Here is a 21,442-nt window from a genome sequence, read left to right on the forward strand (position 1 = left end):
TGGCCCGGTCGATCCCGGCCGGCTCGTGGCGCACCCGCGATGTGTTGCCACGTGTGTCCGAACCCGCGCGACGGGCGCTTCCGGCACCTCCTTCGAGTGCGGCCGGCCCACGGCCGGAGCCCGTACCGGCGGGCTTTGCAGGCGGTTTTCGGCAACCTTTTCCGGTCCCGTTGCGGTAAACAACTTGTTACCAGAATGTCGACGGCAAGGGGGCGCGACCGATGCTATTCTTCGCCGCAAGCTCATTGAAATGAATTGGTCCGGGATTCGGCACAATGCCGGCATCGACGTCGATCGATTCAGATCGTCGTAACGAGCGGACCTTTAATAACCAGATTGCGAACAAGGAAGAATACGGGAATGTGGAAGAAAATCGCCCCCACTCTCGTCGTCGCCGTGCTGACCGGCGCGACCGCACTGCCGGCAATGGCCGGTGACATGAACAACGCGCTTGGCGGCGCGCTCGGCGGGGTTGCCGGCGCAGCGGTCGGCGGCGCGGTCGGCGGCAGCACGGGCTCCGTGATCGGCGGCGCGATCGGCGGCGGCGCGGGTGGTGCCGTGACGTCGAACCGTCGCGAACGCACCGGCGCGATCATCGGCGGCGCACTCGGCGGCGGCGCGGGTACCGCGGCCGGCAACGCGATGGGCGGCCGCACGGGCGGCCTGCTGGGCGCAGCCGTCGGCGGCGGCGCCGGCGCGGCGCTCGGCGGCAACCTGTCGCGCAACTCGTACGACCGCGGCGACTATGGCGATCGCGGCCATCGTCACCGCAAGCATCGCCATCACCGCGACTGGGACTGATCCCCGCGGGCGCGGCACGGTGCGCGGTTCGCGCACCGGCGCGCCCGACGCGGTGGCACCCTCCGACAGCCGGCCCGGCAGCTTCAGCCGGGCGGCCGTCGCCGGCAAGACCGGCACCTTCTCCCCTTCGGCAGTTCATGCCCAGCCTCGTTCGACGGGTTGGCGCCTCTCTCCCGCCTGACTTTTCCCGCTTGTAGACGGCATCTTCCGTTGCATCGACATGCAGCCGGGCAGGTTCGGCCGACCCCGTTTCGATATTGCTGATCGACGCGCTGGCGTCCGGTCATCAGGATTTCCCTCATGCGCCGACGCATCCGCGACACGCGTTCGCCGACCGTCGCGCACCGCGGCGGGTAGTGGGAAATCGAATGGATGGCATCGCAACATTTAATTGGTCGATCAGGATCGACTTCGCTATCGTCAACGCTGCCCGCGTACGGAATCGAACCGTGCCGTCCCCCGTGCCCCGCCGCATCACCCCGAGTGTCCGCGGCCCGGCCGCCGGACCCGCAAGCATGGGGCGCCCCGCCCGCTGAACCGGGCGGACCCGTCGCGAAGCCTGGCCGACCGAACGAAGGCGCCCGCGCTTTCAAGCCACCCCGGCAACGATGTCCCGCCGCCGCATGCGTGCCCCACGCGCGTGCCGCGCCTGCCGTTGCGACCCGGGGCCGGACCAACCCATTGCCTGGATGCTTTATGTCTAAGACAACGTATTACGCGCCGCATGGCGGCCACCCGCCGCAGACCGATCTGCTGACCGATCGCGCGATGTTCACCGAGGCGTATGCGGTCATTCCGAAGGGAGTGATGCGCGACATCGTCACGAGCTGGCTGCCGTTCTGGACCAACACGCGCCTGTGGGTGATCGCGCGTCCGCTGTCGGGTTTCGCCGAAACCTTCTCGCAGTACATCGTCGAAGTGAACCCGGGCGGCGGCAGCGACAAGCCCGAGCAGGACAAGAACGCCGAAGCCGTGCTGTTCGTCGTCGAGGGCGAGGCCGAGCTGACGCTGCAGGGCAAGCAGCACACGCTGAAGCCGGGCGGCTACGCGTTCATTCCGCCGGGCGCCGACTGGACGCTGCACAACGTCAGCGATGCCGCCGTGCGTTTCCACTGGATCCGCAAGCACTACCAGGTCGTCGACGGCATTCCGCTGCCGGAAGCGTTCGTGACCAACGAGCAGGACGTCGAGCCGATCCCGATGCCGGGCACCAACGGCGCGTGGGTGACGACGCGCTTCGTCGACATGAGCGACATGCGTCACGACATGCATGTGAACATCGTGACCTTCGAGCCGGGCGGCGTGATTCCGTTCGCCGAGACGCACGTGATGGAGCACGGCCTGTACGTGCTCGAAGGCAAGGCCGTCTATCGCCTGAACCAGGACTGGGTCGAGGTGGAAGCGGGCGACTTCATGTGGCTGCGCGCGTTCTGTCCGCAGGCTTGCTATTCGGGTGGCCCCGGCCGCTTCCGTTACCTGCTGTACAAGGATGTGAACCGTCACATGAACCTGACGCTGAATCCGGCGCGTTAACGCGCCACCGCGCAAGTCGGATACGAAAGCCCGCCGGTGCAAGCCGGCGGTTTTTTTCATTGTGACCTGTGACCCGTCCGGAAACAGATTGACACGTTTTGCGGACGCGAAGAAGCGCCGGATGGAGCAAGGAATCGAGCGGAAGCAGAGTCGATCGCTAAACCGAAATCAGGCCCGCTACCGCGTGGCCTCTATTACATTGTCGACAGACAGACTGGCGGTCGCTTGGGACGGCTCCATGATTTTGCGCGCACGGCGCAACGGTTCCGATTCCGGGCACCGCCATCAAGGCATATGGAATCGTCGAGGTCAGGTAATGAAAGCGGTCCGCTTCAGCATCAATTTTCTTGTAACGGGCGCTCTTGGCGCGCTGCTCGCGCGCTGGTTCGTCCGACTTCCAATCGAGACGTCGATTCCGTCAACCATCGAATCGGTGATGGCGCTTTTCGGAGTCGACACGATCGCACATGCCGATGATGTTGAAGGAGTCGGGCTCCTTCTCGTTCTCGGTGTTTGCCTTGGGATCGCGGGTCTGATCGTATGGGGTGTGAATCGGTTGATGCGGCGATCGACGCGCCCCGGTTGACCGATGACATTCGCACGAGTCAACTCGCCGATCTGACGCTGACATTTTTTCGGGCCACGCGATGCGATGCGGCCGGCGCGGCAGTGTGCTCGTGCACTACAGACCCAGCGCGTTCGCGGCCAGCCTCGCGACCTCCAGCCTCGTATCGGGCGGCAGTTCGTCGTCCATCAGCCATACCGCCGACAAGCCCGACCACGCGAGAATCCATTGCAGCAACCGCCGCCGGTCGAGCTGTGCGGCATCCGCAACGAGCACGACGCGACGCTCGAAGCGCGCGGGATCCACAGCGATCTCGTGCGCGGGATTGCAGAACAGGTTCGCGTAGTCGAACGCGCGATCGCCACGCAGCCCCTTCGGGTCGATCGCCAGCCAGCCGCGATCGCCGAAATACAGCAGGTTGCCGTGATGGATGTCGCCGTGCAGCACGACGTCATCGACGGGCGGCACGGCCAGCAGCCGGTGCGCCGTCTCGGCCGAACGCCGCAGCACGTCGTCGTCCGTGTCGTGCGACAGCAGCGCGTGGAACCAGTCGGGCAGCGGCACGACCGCGGGCGGAGCCGGTGCGCGATGCGCATGCAGCCGCGCGACCACGCGGCATGCGATCCGGATCGCGTCGTCATCGTGTCCCGCGGCGGACAGGCCGGTGAGCGTCGGCGCCGGCTGCGCGCGTTCGAGCAGCACCGCGTCGCTGTCGTGCAGCCACACGCGCGCGGCGCCATCCCCGTTCCACCAGGTCATCAGCGCATTGCCGCGACGCTCTTCGTCGCAGGTCGCGACTTTCAGCATTGCCGGCCGTGTGCGCCAGACGACCGGCAACAGGCCGCCGCTCGCGGTCAGGATCGGGCCGCCGTCGGGAATGAGGTCCCACAGGTCGAGGTATCGATCGAACATCCGACGATGGTACAAGCGAACCGGCTCGCGCGCCCGGTGCGCTCGGCCGTGACGACATGCCACAGGTCCGCATGCACCGCGCGAGCGGCTCCGGCGCGCTTTCCTAAATAAAATTTAGCCAGCCAAACTTTGGCTGAAGAATGTTCCGGTTTCGCGCCATCCCTTCGACAATGCGCGCCTTTCGCGACGATCGGCGCCGCTCGCGCGCCGGCCGTCGCGGCACTGAAGAAGGAGCCCGACATGACCGACCCCACCGCCAACCCATCGCCGCCGTCCGCACCGCCACGCCGCCCGCGAGCATGGCGCATGCTCGCGGGCGCGCTGCTCGGCCTGACGCTCGCGAGCGCGGGCATCGGCGCATGGACGATTCACCGCATCTGGACGCAACTGCCGTCCGTCGAACATCTGGCCGCCTACCGTCCCGCGCTGCCGCTGCGGATTTTCTCGCGCGACGGCGACCTGTTGGCCGAGTACGGCGTCGAGCGCCGTGAGTTCGTGCCGCTCGAACGCATTCCGCCGCTGATGCGCCACGCGCTGCTCGCGGCCGAGGACGCGAAGTTCTACCAGCACGGCGCGATCGACGTCGGCGGCCTCGCGCGCGCGACCTTCGCGAACGTCGTGACCGGGCAGCCGGGGCAGGGCGGCAGCACGATCACGATGCAGGTCGCGCGCAATTTCTACCTGACGCGCGACAAGGTGCTGAGCCGCAAGCTTGCCGAGATCCTGATGGCCATCAAGCTGGAGCGCGAATACGGCAAGGACAAGCTGCTCGATCTGTACATGAACCAGATCTATCTCGGCGAGCGCGCGTACGGTTTCGCGGCGGCCGCGAACGTGTATTTCGGCAAGCCGCTCGACGCGCTGAGCGCGGGCGAGGCGGCCGTGCTCGCCGGATTGCCGAAGGCGCCGTCCGCGTTCAACCCAGTCGTCAATCCGGCGCGCGCGACCGCGCGGCGCAACTACGTGCTCGGCCGCATGCATGCGCTCGGCGAACTCGACGAGGCGACCTATCGCGCGGCGCTCGACCTGCCGATCGTGCTGGCGACCACGCCGCCGCCCGGCATCGTCGCGGCGCCGTACGTCGCGGAGCGCGCGCGCCGGATGATGGTCGAGCGCTTTCACGACGACGCCTATACGCTCGGCCTCGACGTGACGACGACGATCTCGATGCGCGACCAGCGCGCGGCCGAGGCCGCGCTCGGGCGTACGCTGCGCCGCCAGCCCGGCAAGCGCGATGCGCGCAACGGGCTCGAAGGCGCGCTCGTGTCGCTGGATGCGGCGACGGGCGACATGCTCGCGCTCGTCGGCGGCGCGGATTTCGGCCGCAACGTGTTCGACCATGCATTGCAGGCGTATCGCCAGCCGGGGTCGAGCTTCAAGCCGTTCGTCTATTCGGCGGCGCTGGAGAAGGGCTACTTCCCGGGCGTGCTGGTCGACGATACGCAGCGCACGCTCACGCATGCGGAAACCGGCGCGCGGCCGTGGCGTCCGCGCAATTTCGGCAACCGCTACGAGGGCTTCATCCCGGTGCGGCGCGGGCTCGTGCGCTCGAAGAACCTCGTCGCGGTCAACCTGATGCAGGCGGCCGACGCGCGCTACGTGCAGCAGCATGCGGTGGGCTTCGGTTTCGACGCGCGGCGCAATCCGGCGTCGCTGCCGCTCGCGCTCGGCGCGGGCGCCGTGACGCCGCTCGAACTCGCGAGCGCGTACGGCGTGTTCGCGAACGGCGGGATGCGGATGGTGCCGCGGCTGATCCTGTCGGTGAAGCAGCGTCATGGCGGTGCGATGTACGAGGCGACGACGCCTGAAGGCACGCGCGTCGTGTCGGCGCGCAATGCGTTCGTGATGGACAGCATGCTGCGCGACGTCGTGCGGGCCGGCACCGCGCGCGGCGCGCTCGCGCTGCGCCGCGACGACGCGGCCGGCAAGACGGGCACGTCGAACGGCTCGAAGGACGCGTGGTTCGCCGGCTATTCGTCGGGCATCGTCGCGGTCGCGTGGCTCGGCTACGACACGCCGCGCACGATGGGGCGCGCGACCGGCGCGACGCTCGCGCTGCCGGTCTGGCTCGACTACATGAAGACGGCCGTCGACGGACGCACGCCGGTCGATGCGACGCCGCCGCAGGACGTCGCGCTCGTCGACGGCGATTTCGTGTACGCCGAATACACGCGCGGCACCTGCACCGCCGACATGCCGCCGTTCATCCGCAGCCGTTTTGCCTGTGGCGGTGCGTCGGCGTCCGATGCGCCGGACGGGCGCGGCATGCCCGGCGAGCCGACGCCGGCCGCCGTCGACGCGGCCGAGCGCGAACGCGTGCTCGACCTGTTCCGTACCGAAGACTGAGGCGCGCGATGCATACGCTTTATCTGATCGCGATCGTCGCGGAGGCGATGTCGGGCGCGCTGATGGGCATGCGGCGCGGGATGGACCGCTTCGGGCTCGCGCTCGTCGGCGCGGTCACGGCGCTTGGCGGCGGCACCGTGCGCGACGTGCTGCTCGGCCACTATCCGCTCGGCTGGATCGCGCATCCCGAGTACCTCGTGATCACGCTCGCCGCGGCGACCGTCGCGTCGTGGGCCGCGCGGCACGTCGCGCGCATGAAGACGCTGTTCGTCACCGTCGACGCGATCGGCCTCGCGGCGTTCACGATCATCGGCTGCGACATCGGCGCGTCGACGGGCACCGCGCCGATCATCGTCGTGCTGGCCGGTGCGATCACCGGCGTGTGCGGCGGGATGCTGCGCGACCTGCTGTGCAACGAGATGCCGCTGATCCTGCGCGAGGAACTGTATGCGAGCGTCGCGTTCTTCACGGGTACGCTGTACGTTGGGATCCAGCATCTCGGCATCGACGCGGGGTTCGCGACGGCGGTTGCGCTGGCGGCGGGCTTCGCGATGCGGATGCTGGCCGTACGGCTCGGGTGGAAGATGCGCACGTTCGGTGTCGCGGACGTCGAGCGTTGAGCGTTGAGCGAGGGTGCCGCGCGGACGCGACGATACGCGTGTTCTACGTCGGCACCATGAGCGGCGGCGCCCCGTCACCCGTTTCCACCATCCTCACGGCGAACCCGTAGCACTGCGCGATATGGCTGGACGACGTGTTCTACGCCGGCACCATGAGCGGCGGCGCCCCGTCGCCCGTTTCCACCATCCTCACGGCGAATCCGTAGCACTGCGCGATATGGCCGGGCGTCATCACGTCGCGCGGCGCACCCTGCGCGACGATCGTGCCGTCCGCGAGCATCGCGATCGTATCCGCGTGCCGCGCGGCGAGGTTCGGATCGTGGACGATCGCGAGCACGCCGAGCCGCCACTCGCGCGCGACCGTGCGCACGGTATCGAGTAGCCGGTGCTGGTGCGCGAGATCGAGCGCGGCGGTCGGCTCGTCGAGCAGCAGGTAGCGTGGGCCCGGCTCCGCGTCGTCGTCCGGCCACAACTGCGCGAGCACACGCGCGAACTGCACGCGTGCGAGCTCGCCGCCCGACAGCGTCGTCACGTCGCGGCCGACGAGCGCGTCGGCGCCCGCGCGTTCGAGCGCCTGCCATGCGATGTCGCGATCGCGATGCGCGATCACGTGCCGCGCGCCGCCGCGCCGCGCATGCGGATAGCGGCCGAGCAGCACGATTTCGTCGACGCTGAACGGAAACGCCGGTTGCGCGGCCTGCGGCAGCACGGCGCGCAGGCACGCGAGCCGCGCCGCGTCGATGTGCGCGAGCGGTTCGCCGTTCAGCGTGATGTCGCCGGTCACGCGCACGCCGTTCGGCGCGACGCTGCCGGTCAGTTCGCCCGCCAGGGTCTTCAGCAGCGTGCTCTTGCCCGCGCCGTTGCGGCCGAGCAGCGCGGTCACGCGGCCGGGTTCGATCGACAGTGACAGGTCGTGCAGAACGGCGCGGTGCCGGCGGGCGACGTCGAGATGATGGGCAGTCAGCATGATGGGTGCATGAAGGATCAGCCGCCGAGCGCGCCGCGGCTTTTCCACAGCAGCGCGAGAAAGAACGGCGCGCCGAGCAGTGCGGTGAGCACGCCGAGCGGAATCTCGGCGGGCGCGGCGACGGTACGCGCGGCGAGATCGGCGGCGAGTGTCAGCAGCGCGCCGAGCAATGCGGCGCCGGGCAGCACGACGCGCTGGTCGGGGCCGCACGCGAGGCGCACGCAGTGCGGCGCGACGAGGCCGATGAAACCGATGATGCCCGCGCACGACACGAGCGCGCCGACCGCGAGCGCGACCGCGACGAGCACGCGCCGCTTGAGCCGCTGCACGGGCACGCCGAGGTGCAGCGCCTCGGTTTCGCCGAGCTGCAATGCGTTGAGCGCGTCACGGTCGCGCGCGAGCAGCACGCAGCCGATCGCGACGCACGGCGCGACGGCCGCCAGCGCGGACCATTGCGCGCCGCCGAGGCTGCCGAGGCTCCAGAACGTCAGCGAACGCAACTGCGCATCGTCGGCGATGAACGTGAGCAATCCGATCGCCGCGCCGACCAGCGCGTTGATCGCGATGCCGGCGAGCAGCAGCAGCGGCAGCGCGAGCCGGCCGCGCGACGCGGCGAGCCGGTAGACGAGCGCCGCGACCGCGAGCGCGCCGGCGAACGCGGCGACGGGCAGCACGGCCGCGCTCGCGTGCGCGGCGAACAGCGCGGGGCCGAGCACGATCGTCGTCGTTGCGCCGAGCGCCGCGCCGCTCGACACGCCGACGAGCCCCGGGTCGGCGAGCGGATTGCGGAACAGTGCCTGCATCGCGGCGCCGGCCGCGCCGAAGCCGCCGCCGACCAGCAGCGCGAGCACGACGCGCGGCGCGCGGATGTCGAACAGCACCGCGCGCGCCTGCCGGGCGGCCGGGTCGCCGCTCAGCGCGGCCCACGCTTCCGCGAACGGAATGCGGTACGCGCCCACGCACAGCGCGATGACGGACATGACACACACGAGCGCGGCCAGCGCGGCCAGCGCGAACGGTACGAGGCGGCGCGACGCGCCGACGCGCGCGGCGCCGGCACGCGATACGTGCGACCGCGCGGGGAAAGGCGAAGCATGAACAGGCATCGGGACGCTCCGGAATCAGGCGAGCGCATCCGACAGGCGCCGGTGCAGGGTCGTGACGGCGAGCGGCAGGCGCGGACCGAAGCCGAGCAGGAACAGTGCATCGAGCGACACGACGCGCCGCGCGCGGCCGGCCGGCGTCGCGCCGAAGCCTGGCGCGGCGAGCAGCGCGGCGCGGCCGCCGACCGCCGCGAGCCCTTCGTCGGAGATCAGCACGATGTCGGGGGCGGCGGCGGCCAGCGCCTCGGTCGTCAGCGGCTTGTAGTGATCGAAACCCTGCATCGCATTGCGCGCGCCCGCGTAGCGGAGCATCGCGTCGGCGGCCGTGCGCTGGCCGGCGACGAGCGCCTGGTTGCCGGTATGGTTCAGCACGAACAGCACGCGCGGCGGCTGCGCGCCGCCGGGCACGCGCGCGGCGACCGCGTCGCGCGCGGCCTGCCAGTCGCGATCGAAGCGTTGCAGCAGCGCGGTGCCCGCGTCGCGCACGCCGAGCGCCTGCGCGACGCCGGTGATCTTCGCGCGCACCGAATCGACGTCGTGCCGCTCGTCGAACGTCGTGACCGCGACGCCCGCGCTTCTCACCTGCGCGATCGCGGCGGGCGGGCCGGCCTCCGCCGACGCGAGCACGAGATCGGGCCGCAGCGACAGCAGCCCCTCGGACGACAGCGCGCGCTGGTAGCCGACCTTCGGCAGGCGCTTCGCGGCGTCCGGATACGTGCAGGTCGTGTCGGTGCCGACGAGCCGGTAGCCGCGCGCGTCGGCGCCGCCGAGCGCGAACGCGGTTTCCGCGAGCGCGCCGCCGATCACGACGATGCGCTTCTGCGCGGCTTGCGGGCGCGCGCGGCCCGGCAGCGCGCCCGCGAGCGCACCGGCCACCGCGCTCGCGAGCACGACGCGGCGTCGCGGCAGGAACGATCGCGCGCTCACCGCGCGTCTCCGCGCGCCGCCGACGGCAGCGTCGCGACGAGCGCGCGCCAGTCGTCGCGTTCGACCTTGCCGGGCTTGCGTTCGCCGAACAGCAGCGCGACATGGTCGCCCTGCCGGTCGAACAACTCCAGCGACGTGACGATGCCGTCGCTCGTCGGCTTCTTCACGACCCACGCGGCGGCGATCAGGTCCTCGCGCACGTGCAGGTTGAAGCCCGGGTCGAGCACGTTGATCCATGCGCCGACCTCGCGCACGTTCGCGACGGGGCCCGTGTGGATCTGGATCATCCCTGCATTGCCGACGAACACCATGATCGGCTGGCCGCTGCTCGCGGCCCGTTCGAGCACGTGACGCAGCGCGCGCGTCGCCTCGACCGGATACGCGTACCGCGGATCGGCGAGGCGCAGCGCCTGCATACGGCTCACGCCGAAGCGCTGCGTGATGCCGAAGAACTGGTGCGTGTCGGTCATCGCGTCCCACGCGGCGCGAAAGCCCGCGACGTCGATTCCGGTATCGGCACGCTCGGGCGTTTTCGGTGCGGCGGGCACGACGTCGAGCCCCGGCTCCTGCGACGCCGCGCGCCAGCGTTCGACGAACGCGTCGTACGCCGCGTGATCGCTGTGCGCGCGCAGGTAGACCTTGTGGATCGCATGACCCTGCGCGTCGAAGAACTGCAAACTCTTCAGCGGACCGTGCGCGGTCTCGTCGTGCACCGCGAACGCGGACGCCCAGTGACGGTAGAAGATGCGCAGGTCGATGTCGCCGAGCGCGAGGCCGACCGGGCCGTCGTGGCTCATCTGCGCATATTCGCCGTCCTTCTCGTGGACGGCCGTGTCGTTGCGCGTGAGCGCCATCACGCGACCGAGGCGCGGCATTTCCTCGAACATCGCCGGAAAGCGCGCGTCGAGCCGCACCACGTGCTGGCCGACGAACGCGGCGAGCGCCTCGCCTTCGCTGACGCCGAGCGCCTGCGCGACGTCGCGGTTGCGCAGCTGGCGCTCGGCCTTGAGCTTGACGAATGCGTCGCGCAACGCGGCGGACGCGCGGGCCGGCGTGGCCGGCTGGCCGGGAAGGGCGGAATGCATCATGTCGGACTCCTTCAAGTAACGGTTGGGCAGGAACGCGCGATCGCGCGCATCAGAAATCCACTTTCATGCTGACGGCGACGGTGCGGCCGGACGACGTATACGCGTCGAGCACCTGCGAATCGGCGGCGATGCCGCGCACGTCCGACCAGTTCCAGTATTTGCGGTCGAACAGGTTGCGGATGCCGATCGTCGCGCTCACATGCTTGTTGAAGCGGTAGCCGCCGCGCAGATCGACGACGAACGACGACGGCGGCGCGAAGCACGCCTTGTTCGAGCAGTCGGACTTGTCGATGTCCTTGTCGCGTTTCGCGGCCTGGAACAGCAGGTCGGTCTGCACGAACCAGCGTTCGCCGGGTTCGTAGCGCACGCCGAACACCGCCGAGAACGGATTGACCGTGTTCAGCGGCTGGCTCGCCGCGCCGTCGTTCCGTGTCGATCCCCTGGTGAACGCCATCGCGGTCTTCAGCGTGATGCCGTTCGGCATGATCCATTCGGCGCGGCCTTCGAGGCCGTGGATGCGCGCGTCGGCGAAGTTCACGTACTGGAACACGAACGGGTCGGTTGGCCGGCCGCTGCCCGCGATCGTCGTGCGCGCGATGAAGTTGCGGTAGCGGCCCGTGAACGCCGCCGCGCTGTAGCGCACGACGCCGTAGCCGGTGCCGGACTTGCCGCGCAGGCCGGCTTCGAACGTGTCGCTGGTTTCGGGCTTCAGGTTCGGATTGCCGATCGACGTGTAGCCGTACACCGGGTTCGAGAAGCTGCTGTTCACCTGGTCGGGCGTCGGCGCGCGGAAGCCGTGCGCGTACTGTGCATACGGAATCAGCGCGGGCGTGATCTCGTAGAGCACCGCGACGCGCGGCGACACTTCGTTCGCGCTCGTCGACACCGCGGTGCCGGTGAACAGCGGATCGTTGCGCGTCGGGCTCAACCGGTACGTGTCGAAGCGCAGCCCCGGCGTGACGAGCAGGCGGCCATAGCCGACCTGGTCCTGCACGAATGCGCCGAACAGCGTGTAGTCGGTATCGGGAAACGCCTTGTTCGGGAACGCCTCGCCGACGCCCGGCACCGTGCCGTCGCGCAGGTTCGTCACGCGCGACAGGCTGCCGTCGACGCCATACAGCAGCTTGTGCGCGAGCGGGCCCGTCGAGAAGCCGCTTTCGGCGAACGCGGCGCCGCCGAACGTGCGCTCCTGGTACTGGTTGTCGCGCGAGCGCGATTTCAGCGGCGCGCCGCGCGTCTCGAACGCGTATTGATCCTGCTTCGCATCCTGGTAGTAGAACTGAACGTGTGCGTTCTGAAACCAGCGGAACGCATCGTCGCGGAAGTCGTAGTCGATGCTGAAGCGGTTGCGCTCGAGCCGGTCGTGCGTCGTGAGACCGAGTGTGCCGGGCGGGTTGATCGCCGACAGCACGTCGGTGCTCACGCGGCGCTGCACGGTTTCCGCGGTGAATTTGATCGTGTCGCGCGCGGTGGGTGTCAGCACGAGCTTGCCGAGCAGCGATTCCGAGTAGACGTCCTGCGGGTTCGACGTCGTGCGCAGCGTGCTCGCGGAATTGTCGCTGCCGCGCGTGTCGACCTCATGGCCGCGCCGGCCGTCGGCGATGATCATCCCCTGCACGCGGTCGTTGCCGCCCGCGGCCGACACCGTCGCGCCGACGCTGCGGTCGGCCGAGTCGTAACCCGGCCGGAGCGAGAAGTAGGTGGGTTTGCCGTAGATCGACAGCAGGTCGCGCGGGTCCTTCGTGATGAAGTTCACCGCGCCGGTCAGCCCGTCGCTGCCGTACAGCGCCGACGCCGGCCCGCGCAGGATCTCGATGCGTTTGAGCATGTCGAGATCCGCGTAGTCGCCGCGGCCGGCTTCGAGCGGCCCGAACGAGAACGCGTTCGGCAGGCGGATGCCGTCTTCCATCAGCAGCACGCGATTGCCTTCGAGGCCGCGGACGTTGATGCTCGAATCGCCGTCGCGGCCGCCGCCGAGCGCGGCGCTGCCGGGGCGGTACGCGGTGCGGCGCACCGTGACGCCCGGCTCGTAGCGCAGCGCGTCCTTGATGTTGGTGGCCTGCTGTTCGTCGAGATCGTCGTCGGTGATCACCGACACGGACGCGGCCGTGCGGCTCGCAGCGGTGGCGGTGCGGGTGGCCGTGACGGTGACGGGGTCGAGCAGCGCCGCGTCGCCGCGCGTCGACGCGGCGGCGGTGGTCAGCACGGCAGGTGGCGGGTTGGCGCCTTGCGGCGACGAATCGGCGTAAGCCGGGGCGGCGGACAGGCCGAACGCGCCGAACAGCGCGGCACAGATCGGCCGCCGCGCCAGCGGATAGCAATGCACAGGTGGTCTCCCATTGACGATGACTAGCCCGAAGGCTGGCTGGGTGACGCGTTCACCTGGCTGGCCAGTTCGCGCGCGGCAGGCGGCGAACGGCGAATTGAAAGGGAATTGATAATTCGTTCAGTGTAAATGAGAATTATTATCAATACAAGAACGGAAAGCGAGGCCTACGGACGTGCGCCGTCGGCGCGGATCGGACACGCCGCGCGGGGGGCAAATTCGGGAGAAGCGGGCCGTTATAGGCGTGTGAGCAGAGGCCCTATGCGAGCGACTCGAGGCGAATCAACAGGTTGCGCGCATGCGCGATGTACGCGTCGTGCGTCGCGCGATCGCCGTGGCCCTCGAAGCCGGCCTGTTCGGCGAACGCGAGCTGTTCGGCGTAGAGGTCGACGAGCGCGCTGCGTGCGTCGGGCGGCAGTGCGCGGATCATCGTGACGAGCAGCAGTTCCTGCGCGCGCAGCATGCCGGACAGCGATTGGGGGTTCATGCCGACCTCCTCGAACGACGCGGCGGCGTGCCGCTCATTTCATAGTAGGTGGTCGGCGCGCGCAGCGGAAATCAGCCGGCGGCCGTCGCCGTCCGTGCCTCGCGCACGACCTGCGCGACGCGTTCGACGAATTCGGGGTCGACGCTCGACAGCGCTTCGCGCTTGCCGTCGGGCATCTCGACCATCAGCCGGTACGTGATGTCCTGCGTGGTCCAGGCGAGATAGCCGACGACGGCGAGCATCACGCCGACGACCAGCGCGGCGCTCGATCCGCCGATGCCGCCGGCGATGGCGGCGACCACGCCGATCAGCGAGATCAGCGACGGCACGAGGCGATTCTTCGGGATCTTGACGACGTCGACGTTGCGGATGTCACGCAGCGGGAAGACCTGCCCGGCAGCCGACAGGCCGTTGCGCGTGACCATCACGCCGCGTTCGTTGAATGCGTTTTCCATCGTATGGTGCGTGGACGAAAACGCGCAGCGTAGCAGACTTCGTTGCCGCGTCAAACGAGACCGAGTGCCGCACGATGCGTGCGGGCCGGCCGCGCTGCGGGCAGTGACGGGTAGCGAGGCGTAACCAGGCGTAACGAGGGGAAGTCAGAACTGCAGCTGGCCGTCGCCGTACAGGCGGCCCGGCACGTGCGACGCGACGACCTCGGCGATCTCTTCGTCGGTCGATTCGGCCGGCACGATCTGGCGCCGCGCGGGCGCGTCGAGATGCATCGTCCATTCGACGAGCCGGTACGGGCGGCCCCATGGGCGCTGCATCGCCACCGACACGCGGCAGCTCTGGACCGGTAGCGAATGCTGACGCGTCAGAATCGCGTGCAGATGGCTGTAAACGGTATCTTCGATCATCTTGGCCTCCGATCCTGTCTTGCGGGCAGTTGATGGCGGTGCCGTAGTGGGTCTCAAAAAAAAGAAGCCGCCGATGCTCAGGCGGCCAACAGGGGGGGTGAGAGCATCCTCTCAGCCCAGAATTAAGCGAAACTTAAAAGCCCATAAAAAAGCGCCCCGCATGGAGCGGGGCGCTTCTTGCCGTCGTCATCCGCGCGATGAGCGGACGAGTTAAGCGGATGCTTTAGAACTTGTGACGGATACCGACGCGCGCGGCGATCTGGTTCGTCGCACCGTTGCCCGACGTGCTGAAGTAGCTCGTGCTCGAGCCGATCTGCGCCTGCACGTTGTTGCCCGACGCCTTCTGGCCGATGACCAGCGCGTACACGTCCGTACGCTTGCTGAGTGCGTAGTCGAGGCCGAGGTTGCCCTGGTTCCAGTGTGCCGAGTTGCCGCTTTGCGTGGCGTTCGTGTACGTGTAGCCGACGGCTGCCGACAGGGCCGGCGTGATCGCGTACTTCACGCCTGCTTCATACGCGTTGTAGAACGTGCCCGATGCGCCAGCCGCGATCGGGGTGAACTGCGTGCGCGTCCAGAGCAGCCATGCCGTTGCCGGGCCGAAGACGTAGCGGCCACCGACGCCGTACGTGCGCAGGTCGCGGATGTTCGTCAGCGCGATGTTCGCGATCGACGTCGAGAATGCCGGCGTCGACTGGCTCGGGAAGCGGATGTCCGTGTAGGCGGCGCCGAGCGCGAACGGGCCGTTCGCGTAGTTCAGGCCGAAGCTGTATGCGCGCGACGAACCGGCCGTCGTCGTGGTGCCCGTCGTGGTCGACGGTGCGCCTGCGAAGTCGGTCGAGTTCGAGAAGCCGTACAACGCGCCGAACGTGAAGCCGGCGTAGTTCGCGCTCTGGAACTTCACCGAGTTGTTGATGCGGCTCGACGTGAGCTGGTCGACGTCGTTCACGTGGTACGCGTAGTTACCCGCGACCGTGTTGCCGCCCGTCGAGTAGTTCGAGCCGAGGATGTCGGTCGAGAACGAGTACTGACGGCCGAACGTGACCGTGCCGTATTGCGCCTGGCTCAGGCCGACGTACGCTTGACGGCCGAAGATCGCGCCGCCCTGGCCGATCGTGCCGTTGCCGCTGTTGAAGCCGTTTTCGAGCACGAAGATCGCCTTCAGGCCGCCACCGAGGTCTTCGGTGCCGCGCAGGCCCCAACGGCTGCCCTGGGCCACGCCGTCGTCGTACTTGAACAGCTTGCCGCTGCCGCCGTTCGCGGTCTTGCTGTGGTTCACGTAGCTGATACCGGCATCGATGACACCGTACAGGGTCACGCTGCTTTGTGCGTGCGCCGTGCCAGCCGTTGCTGCGAGGATGGCGATGGTCAACAGTTTCTTGTTCAAAGGATTCTCCGAGCGAATAAATGGCGTGTCCAGTTGCGGTTCCGGCGCTCTCTATGGGCGCTTTCACGGACCGGTCGCAACTTTATCGGCGGGCCACGTAATGAATGTGACAGCCTTGTCATATTACGAATCTGTGGTGCCGATGCGACATTGGATTCTGCCCGGTTGTACAGCAGGGAGTTATACCGATTCCGCCTGAGATTCGATCGGAGTGAGGAATATGCACATGAAATAAGCTTGGTTGGTGCCGGTCCGGCCCCGTGCCACGATGCGCGCTTCAACAACGACACGGGACAAGAGGACACCATGCGACGTTCGATCCTGACCGGCCTCGGCGCGCTTGCCGCGGCGCTGGCCTTTGCCGCGCCCGGCGCGCACGCCGATTCCCAGACGCTGAAGATCGGCACGATGAGCGGCCCCGACGCGCAGATCTGGACCGAGGTGACGAAAGTCGCCGCACGCGAAGGGCTCGCGATCAAGGTCATCGAATTCAACGACTACGTGCAGCCGAACGCGGCGCTCGATTCGGGCGACCTCGATGCGAACGGCTTCCAGCACCAGCCGTTCCTCGACAGCCAGATCAAGCAGCGCGGCTACAAGATCGTCAACGTCGGGCTGACCTACACGGCGCCGATGGGCTTCTATTCGAAGAAGCTGAAGTCGCTGAAGGACTTGCCGGCCGGCGCGAAGGTCGGGATCCAGAACGATCCGTCCAACGGCAACCGCGCGCTGCTGCTGCTGCAGAAGTACGGCGTGATCAAGCTGAAGCCGGGCGTCGGCAGCAACGGCGTGAACGCGACGCCGCTCGACATCGCCGAGAACCCGAAGAAGATCAAGATCGTCGAACTCGACTCCGCGCAGTTGCCGCGCGCGCTGCCCGATGTCGACGCCGCGTCGATCAACACCGACTACGCGGTGAAGGCCGGGCTCACGCCGGTGAAGGATGCGATCGCGATCGAGGACCTGCGCGGGCCGTACGCGAACCTGATCGCGGTGCGCGCGCAGGACAAGGACAAGCCGTGGGTGAAGAAGCTCGTCGCGGCCTATGAATCGGACGACGTGCGCAAGTTCATCGACCAGAAGTTCGGCGGCGCCATCGTGCCGGCGTTCTGAACGCTGCGCCCGGCTGCTCCCCGGCCACGTCGCCGGGCATGCCGTCAGGCCGAAAAGCAAATCGCCCGCGCAAGCGGGCGATTTCGTTGGTGCGCGTCGCGATGCGGCGCGCGGGCCGGCCGTTCAGGCGGCCCGGGCCGGAGGCGACTCAGGCCGACAGCAGCGACCCGGTGCGGATCGGGTTCGCGCCGGCAATCCGCGCGACTTCCATCCCGGCGGTCGCGAAGCGCACGATCTGGCGCGCGTACAGCACGCCCGACACGCTGCTCTTCAACGTGATCACGCGATCGGTCAGCGGATCGACGATGTCGGCCACGTCCTGGCCGGCCTCGATCCATGCGCCGACCGGCGTGCGGAACACGATCACGCCGGACACCGGTGCGACGAGCGGATCGGTGCCCGCGAGCGGCGTGGCCGGATGCGCGAGCGGCGGCAGCGGTGCCGGCGTGCCGTCGATGACGCCGCGCTCGGTCAGGTATTCGACGATCGCTTGTGAGTCCTTCTCCGCGAATTCGTACGACACGTCGCGCTCGCTGCGCAATTCGACCGTGACGGAAATCGCACCGTTCGGGATCGGGAAGCGATCGCCGAACCGGCTGCGCAGATCCGACCAGCAGAAACTGTGGATCTCGTCGAACGGGTTGCCTACCGAATTCAGCGCGAGCAGCGACGCCTGCGCGTCCAGGTAGCGCGACAGCGGCTCGACGTCTTCCCACAGATCGGGATTCGTATACAGGTGCATCACCGCGTCGCTGTCGCAATGCAGGTCGAGCACGATGTCGGCGTCGAACGACAGCTTCTGCAGCGCGAGGCGCTGCGATTCGAGCTCGGTGCGCGGCTTCTGTTCGTCGAGCGCCTCGCGCATCGCGGCGCGTACGGCGGCGAGGTTGCGCTGCGCGTCGTTCGTCAGGCGGCCTTCGATGCGCGGCAGCACGAGCGCCGCGAGATCGTAGAAATTGCGGTTGAAGTTCTGCATCGAGCCGAGCTCGAAGCGGCCGAGGTGATCGCCGAACACGTGCTGCGACAGGCCGATCGGGTTCGGCACGGGGACGATGACCACTTCGCCGCGCAGCTTGCCGGCCGTCTCGAGCGCGGCGATCTTGCGGCGCAGCAGCGCGGCGACCAGCATGCCGGGCAGTTCGTCCGCGTGCAGCGACGACTGGATGTAGACCTTCTTGCCGCCGCGCGGGCCGTAGTGGAAGCTCGTGATCTGGCGTTCGGTGCCGACGGCGGGGGAAATCAGCGGATGGGTCTGCGTTTGCATGATGAGGGGAGGGCGGCGCAGCCGCGAGTGATCCGGTATGCGTGGAAGATCGATTGTACGTTGCCTTCCGCGAACCTATCAAACCGCGCGCCGGCCATGTCGATTTCCTTTACGAATCATCGGGTTGGCGCGTAAAAAATAACGGCGCCGCAGCCCTTCGTCCACGCGTGTCGCGCGGCCTTTCGCCGCGCGCGAGCAAAAAAAACGGGCTCCTTGCGGAGCCCGTCTGCGCGGTCGCGAAGCGCGCGTTGCGCGGTGTTACTTGCCGTACACGTCGAAATCGAAGTACTTCTTCGCGATCTTGTCGTACGTGCCGTCCTTGCGCATGCCGGCGATCGCGCCGTCGATCTTCGCCTTCAGGTCGGTGTCTTCCTTGCGCAGGCCGATGCCGGCGCCGTTGCCGAGCGTCTTCGGATCGTCGATGTCCTTGCCGGCGAAATCGAAGTTCGCGCCGCGCGGCGTCTTCAGGAAGCCGATTTCAGCCTGCACCGCGTCCTGCAGCGCGCCGTCCAGACGGCCCGAGATCAGGTCGGCGTAGACCTGGTCCTGGTTCTGGTAAGGCACGACGTTCACGCCCTTCGAGGCCCAGTACGTCTTCGCGTAGGTTTCCTGGATCGTGCCCTGCTCGACGCCGACCGACTTGCCCTTCAGCGATTCGGCCGTCGGCATCAGGCCGGCGCCCTTCTTCGCGACGAGGCGCGTCGGCGTGTTGAACAGCTTCGACGAGAACGCGATCTGTTCCTCGCGTGCCGGCGTCATCGACATCGACGACAGGACGCCGTCGAACTTGCGAGCCTTCAGTGCGGGGATCATCCCGTCGAAGTCGTTCTCGATCCACACGCACTTCGCGTTGATGCGGCGGCAGATTTCGTTGCCGAGATCGACGTCGAAGCCGACCACCTTGCCGTCAGCCCCTTTCGATTCGAAAGGCGGGTAGCTTGCGTCGACGCCGAAGCGTACGGTCGTCCAGTCCTTCGCGTATGCAGTGCCGGCCGATACGGCGAGCAGGGCCACGGTCACAGCCGCAAGAATCTTTTTCACTCGGTGACTCCTCGTTTTGTTCGATGGGTGCGCGGTTGTGTCGCGCCGTAAGCCTTCGGCCCGGCGCGGCTTCGCGTCGGACTGTCCGTTTCGCTGCCCGATGCGGGCGCGCGACGTGCGCAAGATTATCAAGACAAAATACCGGCAGGGCGCCTAGGACAAGCCCCGATACCGGACCCGACAGCCGCGCGTGCGGCGCGTGACCGTTTCAGAGGAAGGAACGATTCAACCTAGCGTTTCGTTGACCGCGCGCTGCAGGCAGGTGACGAATTGCGATACCGCCGGCGTCGGCAGCAGGTCGCGGCGCGCGATGATCGACAGGTCGAAGCGCGGCATGCTTTCGTCGAGTTCGGCCGTGCGGATCCCGAGCGGCGCCACCATCGCGGCCAGCGGGCGCGTGAAGCAGCCGATCACGTCGGAGCGGGCGACGAGCCCGAGCGTCACCGCGAACGACATCGGCGAGCGCAGCAGGCGCTTCGGCAGCGGCAGCCCGCGCGCCTCGAACATCCCGACCATCACGCTGTGCGGAAACTGCTCGGCGCCGACCGTGACGATCCATTCCGCGTCGAGCAATTCCTCTAATCGGCGCGCGTGCGCGAGCGGGTGACCTTCGCGCATCACGACGGTGAACTCGGTCGACAGCAGCGGGACCTGCGTGAAATCGCGGTCGAGCGCGGGCACATGGTGCATCGCAGCGATGTCGAGCGTGCCGTTGCGCAGTTGCGCGAGCGCGTCGGGCACCGTCACTTCCTCCAGATGCAGGTTCACGTTCGGCATCGACCGGCGGAAGGCGGTGACCGCGTGCGGCAGCGCGGTCAGCGCGATCGACGGCATCGTGCCGACCGCGACGCGCCCCGACATTTCCCCTTTCACCTGCTCGACGGCCTCGACGGTGCGGCGCATGTCGCCGAGCAGCTGCTCGGCGCGCGGCAGCAGCGCGTGGCCGCACGCGGTCAGCTCGACGCCGCGCACGCTGCGTACGAGCAATTCCGCGTTCAGCGCCGTTTCGAGTTCGCGGATCGTGTGCGTGATCGCGGGCTGGGTGACGCCGAGCTCGCGCGCGGCGGCGCGCAGGCTCTTGTGATGCGCGGCGGAGACGAAGGCCTGGAGCTGCGCGATGTTCAGGTGGTTGCGGATGCGGGTCATCGATCGGTTCGGATCTGGCGGCGGGCCGGGGCGCCGGCGCGAAGATCGATAGGGTAGCGCGAGGCGACGGCGGGCGCGGGGCGGAACAAAAATCGCGCGGCGGTGCGCGGCACAGTTTCGCCGTGTCCGGCAGCAAACCGATCAGGATTGCAGATGATGTTGCGTGCGTGTGCGAGATGCCGTCGATGTATGCCGCGATACGACGTAATCGCGTTTCCGTTCGACGGCGTCCCGGCGTGTCAGGCGAGCGCCAGTTCGACGGCCGCGAGCGTGCGGCGGCGGATCCAGCCGCTCCCGAGCCGGATCGCGAGCCAGTACGGCAGGAACAGCAGGCGCGTGCGCGCGCTCGGACAGTGCACGAAGGTTTCGGTGCGCAGCAGCCGCGCGCCTGACGACAGCCCGACGACCTCGAAGCGCAACACCAGCTTCGCGTCATCCGGATCGTCGTGCCGCACGAACGCCGCGGCGTCGTCGATCGTGCGCACGTCGGGCGTCGGGCGCCAGAAGCGTCCGACGAGCCCGAGCGACAGGGACGTGTCGTCGCGATGCAGCAGCGTGAACGAATCGAAGCCGAAGCGCTCGCGGGCGGCGCCGGCCGGACGCTGGCCCAGCGCGCGGGCGATGGCCGCCGGCGCTTCGCGCACGGCAAGCAGCGCGTCGATGACGGGATCGGCGCGCATGTCGAGCGTGGCCACCGCATCGATGATGCGCGACGGCGGCGCGTCGATCGGCCGCGATTCATGAACTTCGACGAAACCGAACGACGGGATGAACGGTGGCTTGCGCGCCGCGGTCCGCGTGTCTGATTCGGAGACGATGCCGAACGGATTCATGAGCGTTCCGGAGGATAAAACGCGATCGTAGCACCGCGTGCGGAATCGCGATGCGCGGCACGCTGCCGCGGTTTCCCGTGTCGGTCGAACGGCCCGGTGGCACCCCCGCCGCACCGACGAAAAAAA

Annotated in this window: 20 protein-coding genes; 6 read left to right on the forward strand and 14 right to left on the reverse strand. The window is 68.3% G+C overall.

Annotated elements, in window-relative coordinates; genetic code table 11:
• Nucleotides 1-360: 360 nt before the first annotated feature.
• From U4Z64_RS18505 to U4Z64_RS18515, 3 genes are all read left to right on the forward strand, one after another.
• Nucleotides 361-801 carry a hypothetical protein gene (locus tag U4Z64_RS18505; protein ID WP_124486109.1) on the forward strand — a complete coding sequence of 147 codons (441 nt, stop codon included), beginning with the start codon at nucleotides 361-363 and terminating at the stop codon, nucleotides 799-801.
• Between the two features lie 696 nt (nucleotides 802-1,497).
• The gene (locus U4Z64_RS18510; RefSeq protein WP_321809884.1) at nucleotides 1,498-2,334 is read left to right on the forward strand and encodes a bifunctional allantoicase/(S)-ureidoglycine aminohydrolase; all 837 of its coding nucleotides are present in this window, start codon (nucleotides 1,498-1,500) and stop codon (nucleotides 2,332-2,334) included.
• Between the two features lie 88 nt (nucleotides 2,335-2,422).
• Nucleotides 2,423-2,920: a hypothetical protein gene (locus U4Z64_RS18515; RefSeq protein ID WP_321809883.1), complete on the forward strand. Its 498-nt coding sequence runs from the start codon at nucleotides 2,423-2,425 to the stop codon at nucleotides 2,918-2,920.
• A 96-nt stretch (nucleotides 2,921-3,016) separates the two neighbouring features.
• On the opposite strand, the gene U4Z64_RS18520 is transcribed toward U4Z64_RS18515, so the two are convergent.
• Nucleotides 3,017-3,811, reverse strand: coding sequence for an aminoglycoside phosphotransferase family protein (locus U4Z64_RS18520; RefSeq protein ID WP_321809882.1), 795 nt, complete (start codon nucleotides 3,809-3,811; stop codon nucleotides 3,017-3,019).
• Nucleotides 3,812-4,051: 240 nt separating this feature from the next.
• Here U4Z64_RS18520 and U4Z64_RS18525 point away from each other — a divergent pair, with 240 nt between their 5' ends.
• Together U4Z64_RS18525 and U4Z64_RS18530 are read left to right on the forward strand one after the other, a co-directional pair.
• Nucleotides 4,052-6,157, forward strand: a complete 2,106-nt coding sequence (locus U4Z64_RS18525) for a PBP1A family penicillin-binding protein (RefSeq protein WP_321809881.1) — start codon at nucleotides 4,052-4,054, stop codon at nucleotides 6,155-6,157.
• Between the two features lie 8 nt (nucleotides 6,158-6,165).
• Nucleotides 6,166-6,777 (forward strand): trimeric intracellular cation channel family protein, encoded by a 612-nt coding sequence (locus tag U4Z64_RS18530; RefSeq protein WP_124666362.1) that lies wholly within the window; start codon nucleotides 6,166-6,168, stop codon nucleotides 6,775-6,777.
• Between the two features lie 139 nt (nucleotides 6,778-6,916).
• Here U4Z64_RS18530 and U4Z64_RS18535 read toward each other — a convergent pair whose 3' ends face one another.
• The 9 genes from U4Z64_RS18535 to U4Z64_RS18575 form a co-directional block, all read right to left on the reverse strand.
• Complete coding sequence (locus U4Z64_RS18535; protein WP_321809880.1) at nucleotides 6,917-7,744, reverse strand: heme ABC transporter ATP-binding protein; 828 nt, start codon at nucleotides 7,742-7,744, stop codon at nucleotides 6,917-6,919.
• Nucleotides 7,745-7,761: 17 nt separating this feature from the next.
• Nucleotides 7,762-8,850: an iron ABC transporter permease gene (locus U4Z64_RS18540; RefSeq protein ID WP_321820591.1), complete on the reverse strand. Its 1,089-nt coding sequence runs from the start codon at nucleotides 8,848-8,850 to the stop codon at nucleotides 7,762-7,764.
• Between the two features lie 15 nt (nucleotides 8,851-8,865).
• Nucleotides 8,866-9,774, reverse strand: coding sequence for a heme/hemin ABC transporter substrate-binding protein (locus tag U4Z64_RS18545; RefSeq protein WP_415750583.1), 909 nt, complete (start codon nucleotides 9,772-9,774; stop codon nucleotides 8,866-8,868).
• Nucleotides 9,771-10,862, reverse strand: a complete 1,092-nt coding sequence (locus U4Z64_RS18550; RefSeq protein WP_321820592.1) for a hemin-degrading factor — start codon at nucleotides 10,860-10,862, stop codon at nucleotides 9,771-9,773. The genes U4Z64_RS18545 and U4Z64_RS18550 overlap by 4 nt, the downstream gene beginning before the upstream one ends.
• A gap of 49 nt (nucleotides 10,863-10,911) precedes the next feature.
• The gene (locus U4Z64_RS18555) at nucleotides 10,912-13,188 is read right to left on the reverse strand and encodes a TonB-dependent hemoglobin/transferrin/lactoferrin family receptor (protein ID WP_321820593.1); all 2,277 of its coding nucleotides are present in this window, start codon (nucleotides 13,186-13,188) and stop codon (nucleotides 10,912-10,914) included.
• Between the two features lie 259 nt (nucleotides 13,189-13,447).
• Entirely contained in the window at nucleotides 13,448-13,675 is a 228-nt protein-coding gene (locus U4Z64_RS18560; RefSeq protein WP_044849044.1) for a hypothetical protein, read from the reverse strand.
• A gap of 71 nt (nucleotides 13,676-13,746) precedes the next feature.
• Nucleotides 13,747-14,130: a DUF6232 family protein gene (locus U4Z64_RS18565; protein WP_321797774.1), complete on the reverse strand. Its 384-nt coding sequence runs from the start codon at nucleotides 14,128-14,130 to the stop codon at nucleotides 13,747-13,749.
• Between the two features lie 144 nt (nucleotides 14,131-14,274).
• Nucleotides 14,275-14,535 (reverse strand): DUF2866 domain-containing protein, encoded by a 261-nt coding sequence (locus U4Z64_RS18570; RefSeq protein WP_321809876.1) that lies wholly within the window; start codon nucleotides 14,533-14,535, stop codon nucleotides 14,275-14,277.
• A 223-nt stretch (nucleotides 14,536-14,758) separates the two neighbouring features.
• Nucleotides 14,759-15,919 (reverse strand): porin, encoded by a 1,161-nt coding sequence (locus U4Z64_RS18575; protein ID WP_321820594.1) that lies wholly within the window; start codon nucleotides 15,917-15,919, stop codon nucleotides 14,759-14,761.
• A 306-nt stretch (nucleotides 15,920-16,225) separates the two neighbouring features.
• Here U4Z64_RS18575 and U4Z64_RS18580 point away from each other — a divergent pair, with 306 nt between their 5' ends.
• The gene (locus U4Z64_RS18580) at nucleotides 16,226-17,032 is read left to right on the forward strand and encodes a MetQ/NlpA family lipoprotein (RefSeq protein WP_321809875.1); all 807 of its coding nucleotides are present in this window, start codon (nucleotides 16,226-16,228) and stop codon (nucleotides 17,030-17,032) included.
• 148 nt (nucleotides 17,033-17,180) lie between these two features.
• Here the strand turns inward: U4Z64_RS18580 and U4Z64_RS18585 are convergent, their stop codons facing one another.
• From U4Z64_RS18585 to U4Z64_RS18600, 4 genes are all read right to left on the reverse strand, one after another.
• Nucleotides 17,181-18,296, reverse strand: a complete 1,116-nt coding sequence (locus tag U4Z64_RS18585) for a succinylglutamate desuccinylase/aspartoacylase family protein (RefSeq protein WP_257772696.1) — start codon at nucleotides 18,294-18,296, stop codon at nucleotides 17,181-17,183.
• Between the two features lie 258 nt (nucleotides 18,297-18,554).
• Nucleotides 18,555-19,337: an ABC transporter substrate-binding protein gene (locus U4Z64_RS18590; RefSeq protein WP_044845853.1), complete on the reverse strand. Its 783-nt coding sequence runs from the start codon at nucleotides 19,335-19,337 to the stop codon at nucleotides 18,555-18,557.
• Between the two features lie 225 nt (nucleotides 19,338-19,562).
• A complete protein-coding gene (locus U4Z64_RS18595; protein ID WP_321806055.1) occupies nucleotides 19,563-20,483 on the reverse strand; it encodes a LysR substrate-binding domain-containing protein in 921 nt (306 codons plus the stop codon).
• A gap of 239 nt (nucleotides 20,484-20,722) precedes the next feature.
• Nucleotides 20,723-21,316, reverse strand: coding sequence for a hypothetical protein (locus tag U4Z64_RS18600; RefSeq protein WP_124486129.1), 594 nt, complete (start codon nucleotides 21,314-21,316; stop codon nucleotides 20,723-20,725).
• Nucleotides 21,317-21,442: the final 126 nt, after the last annotated feature.

The sequence above is a fragment of the Burkholderia sp. BCC1996 genome, assembly GCF_905339955.1.
GTDB lineage: Bacteria > Pseudomonadota > Gammaproteobacteria > Burkholderiales > Burkholderiaceae > Burkholderia.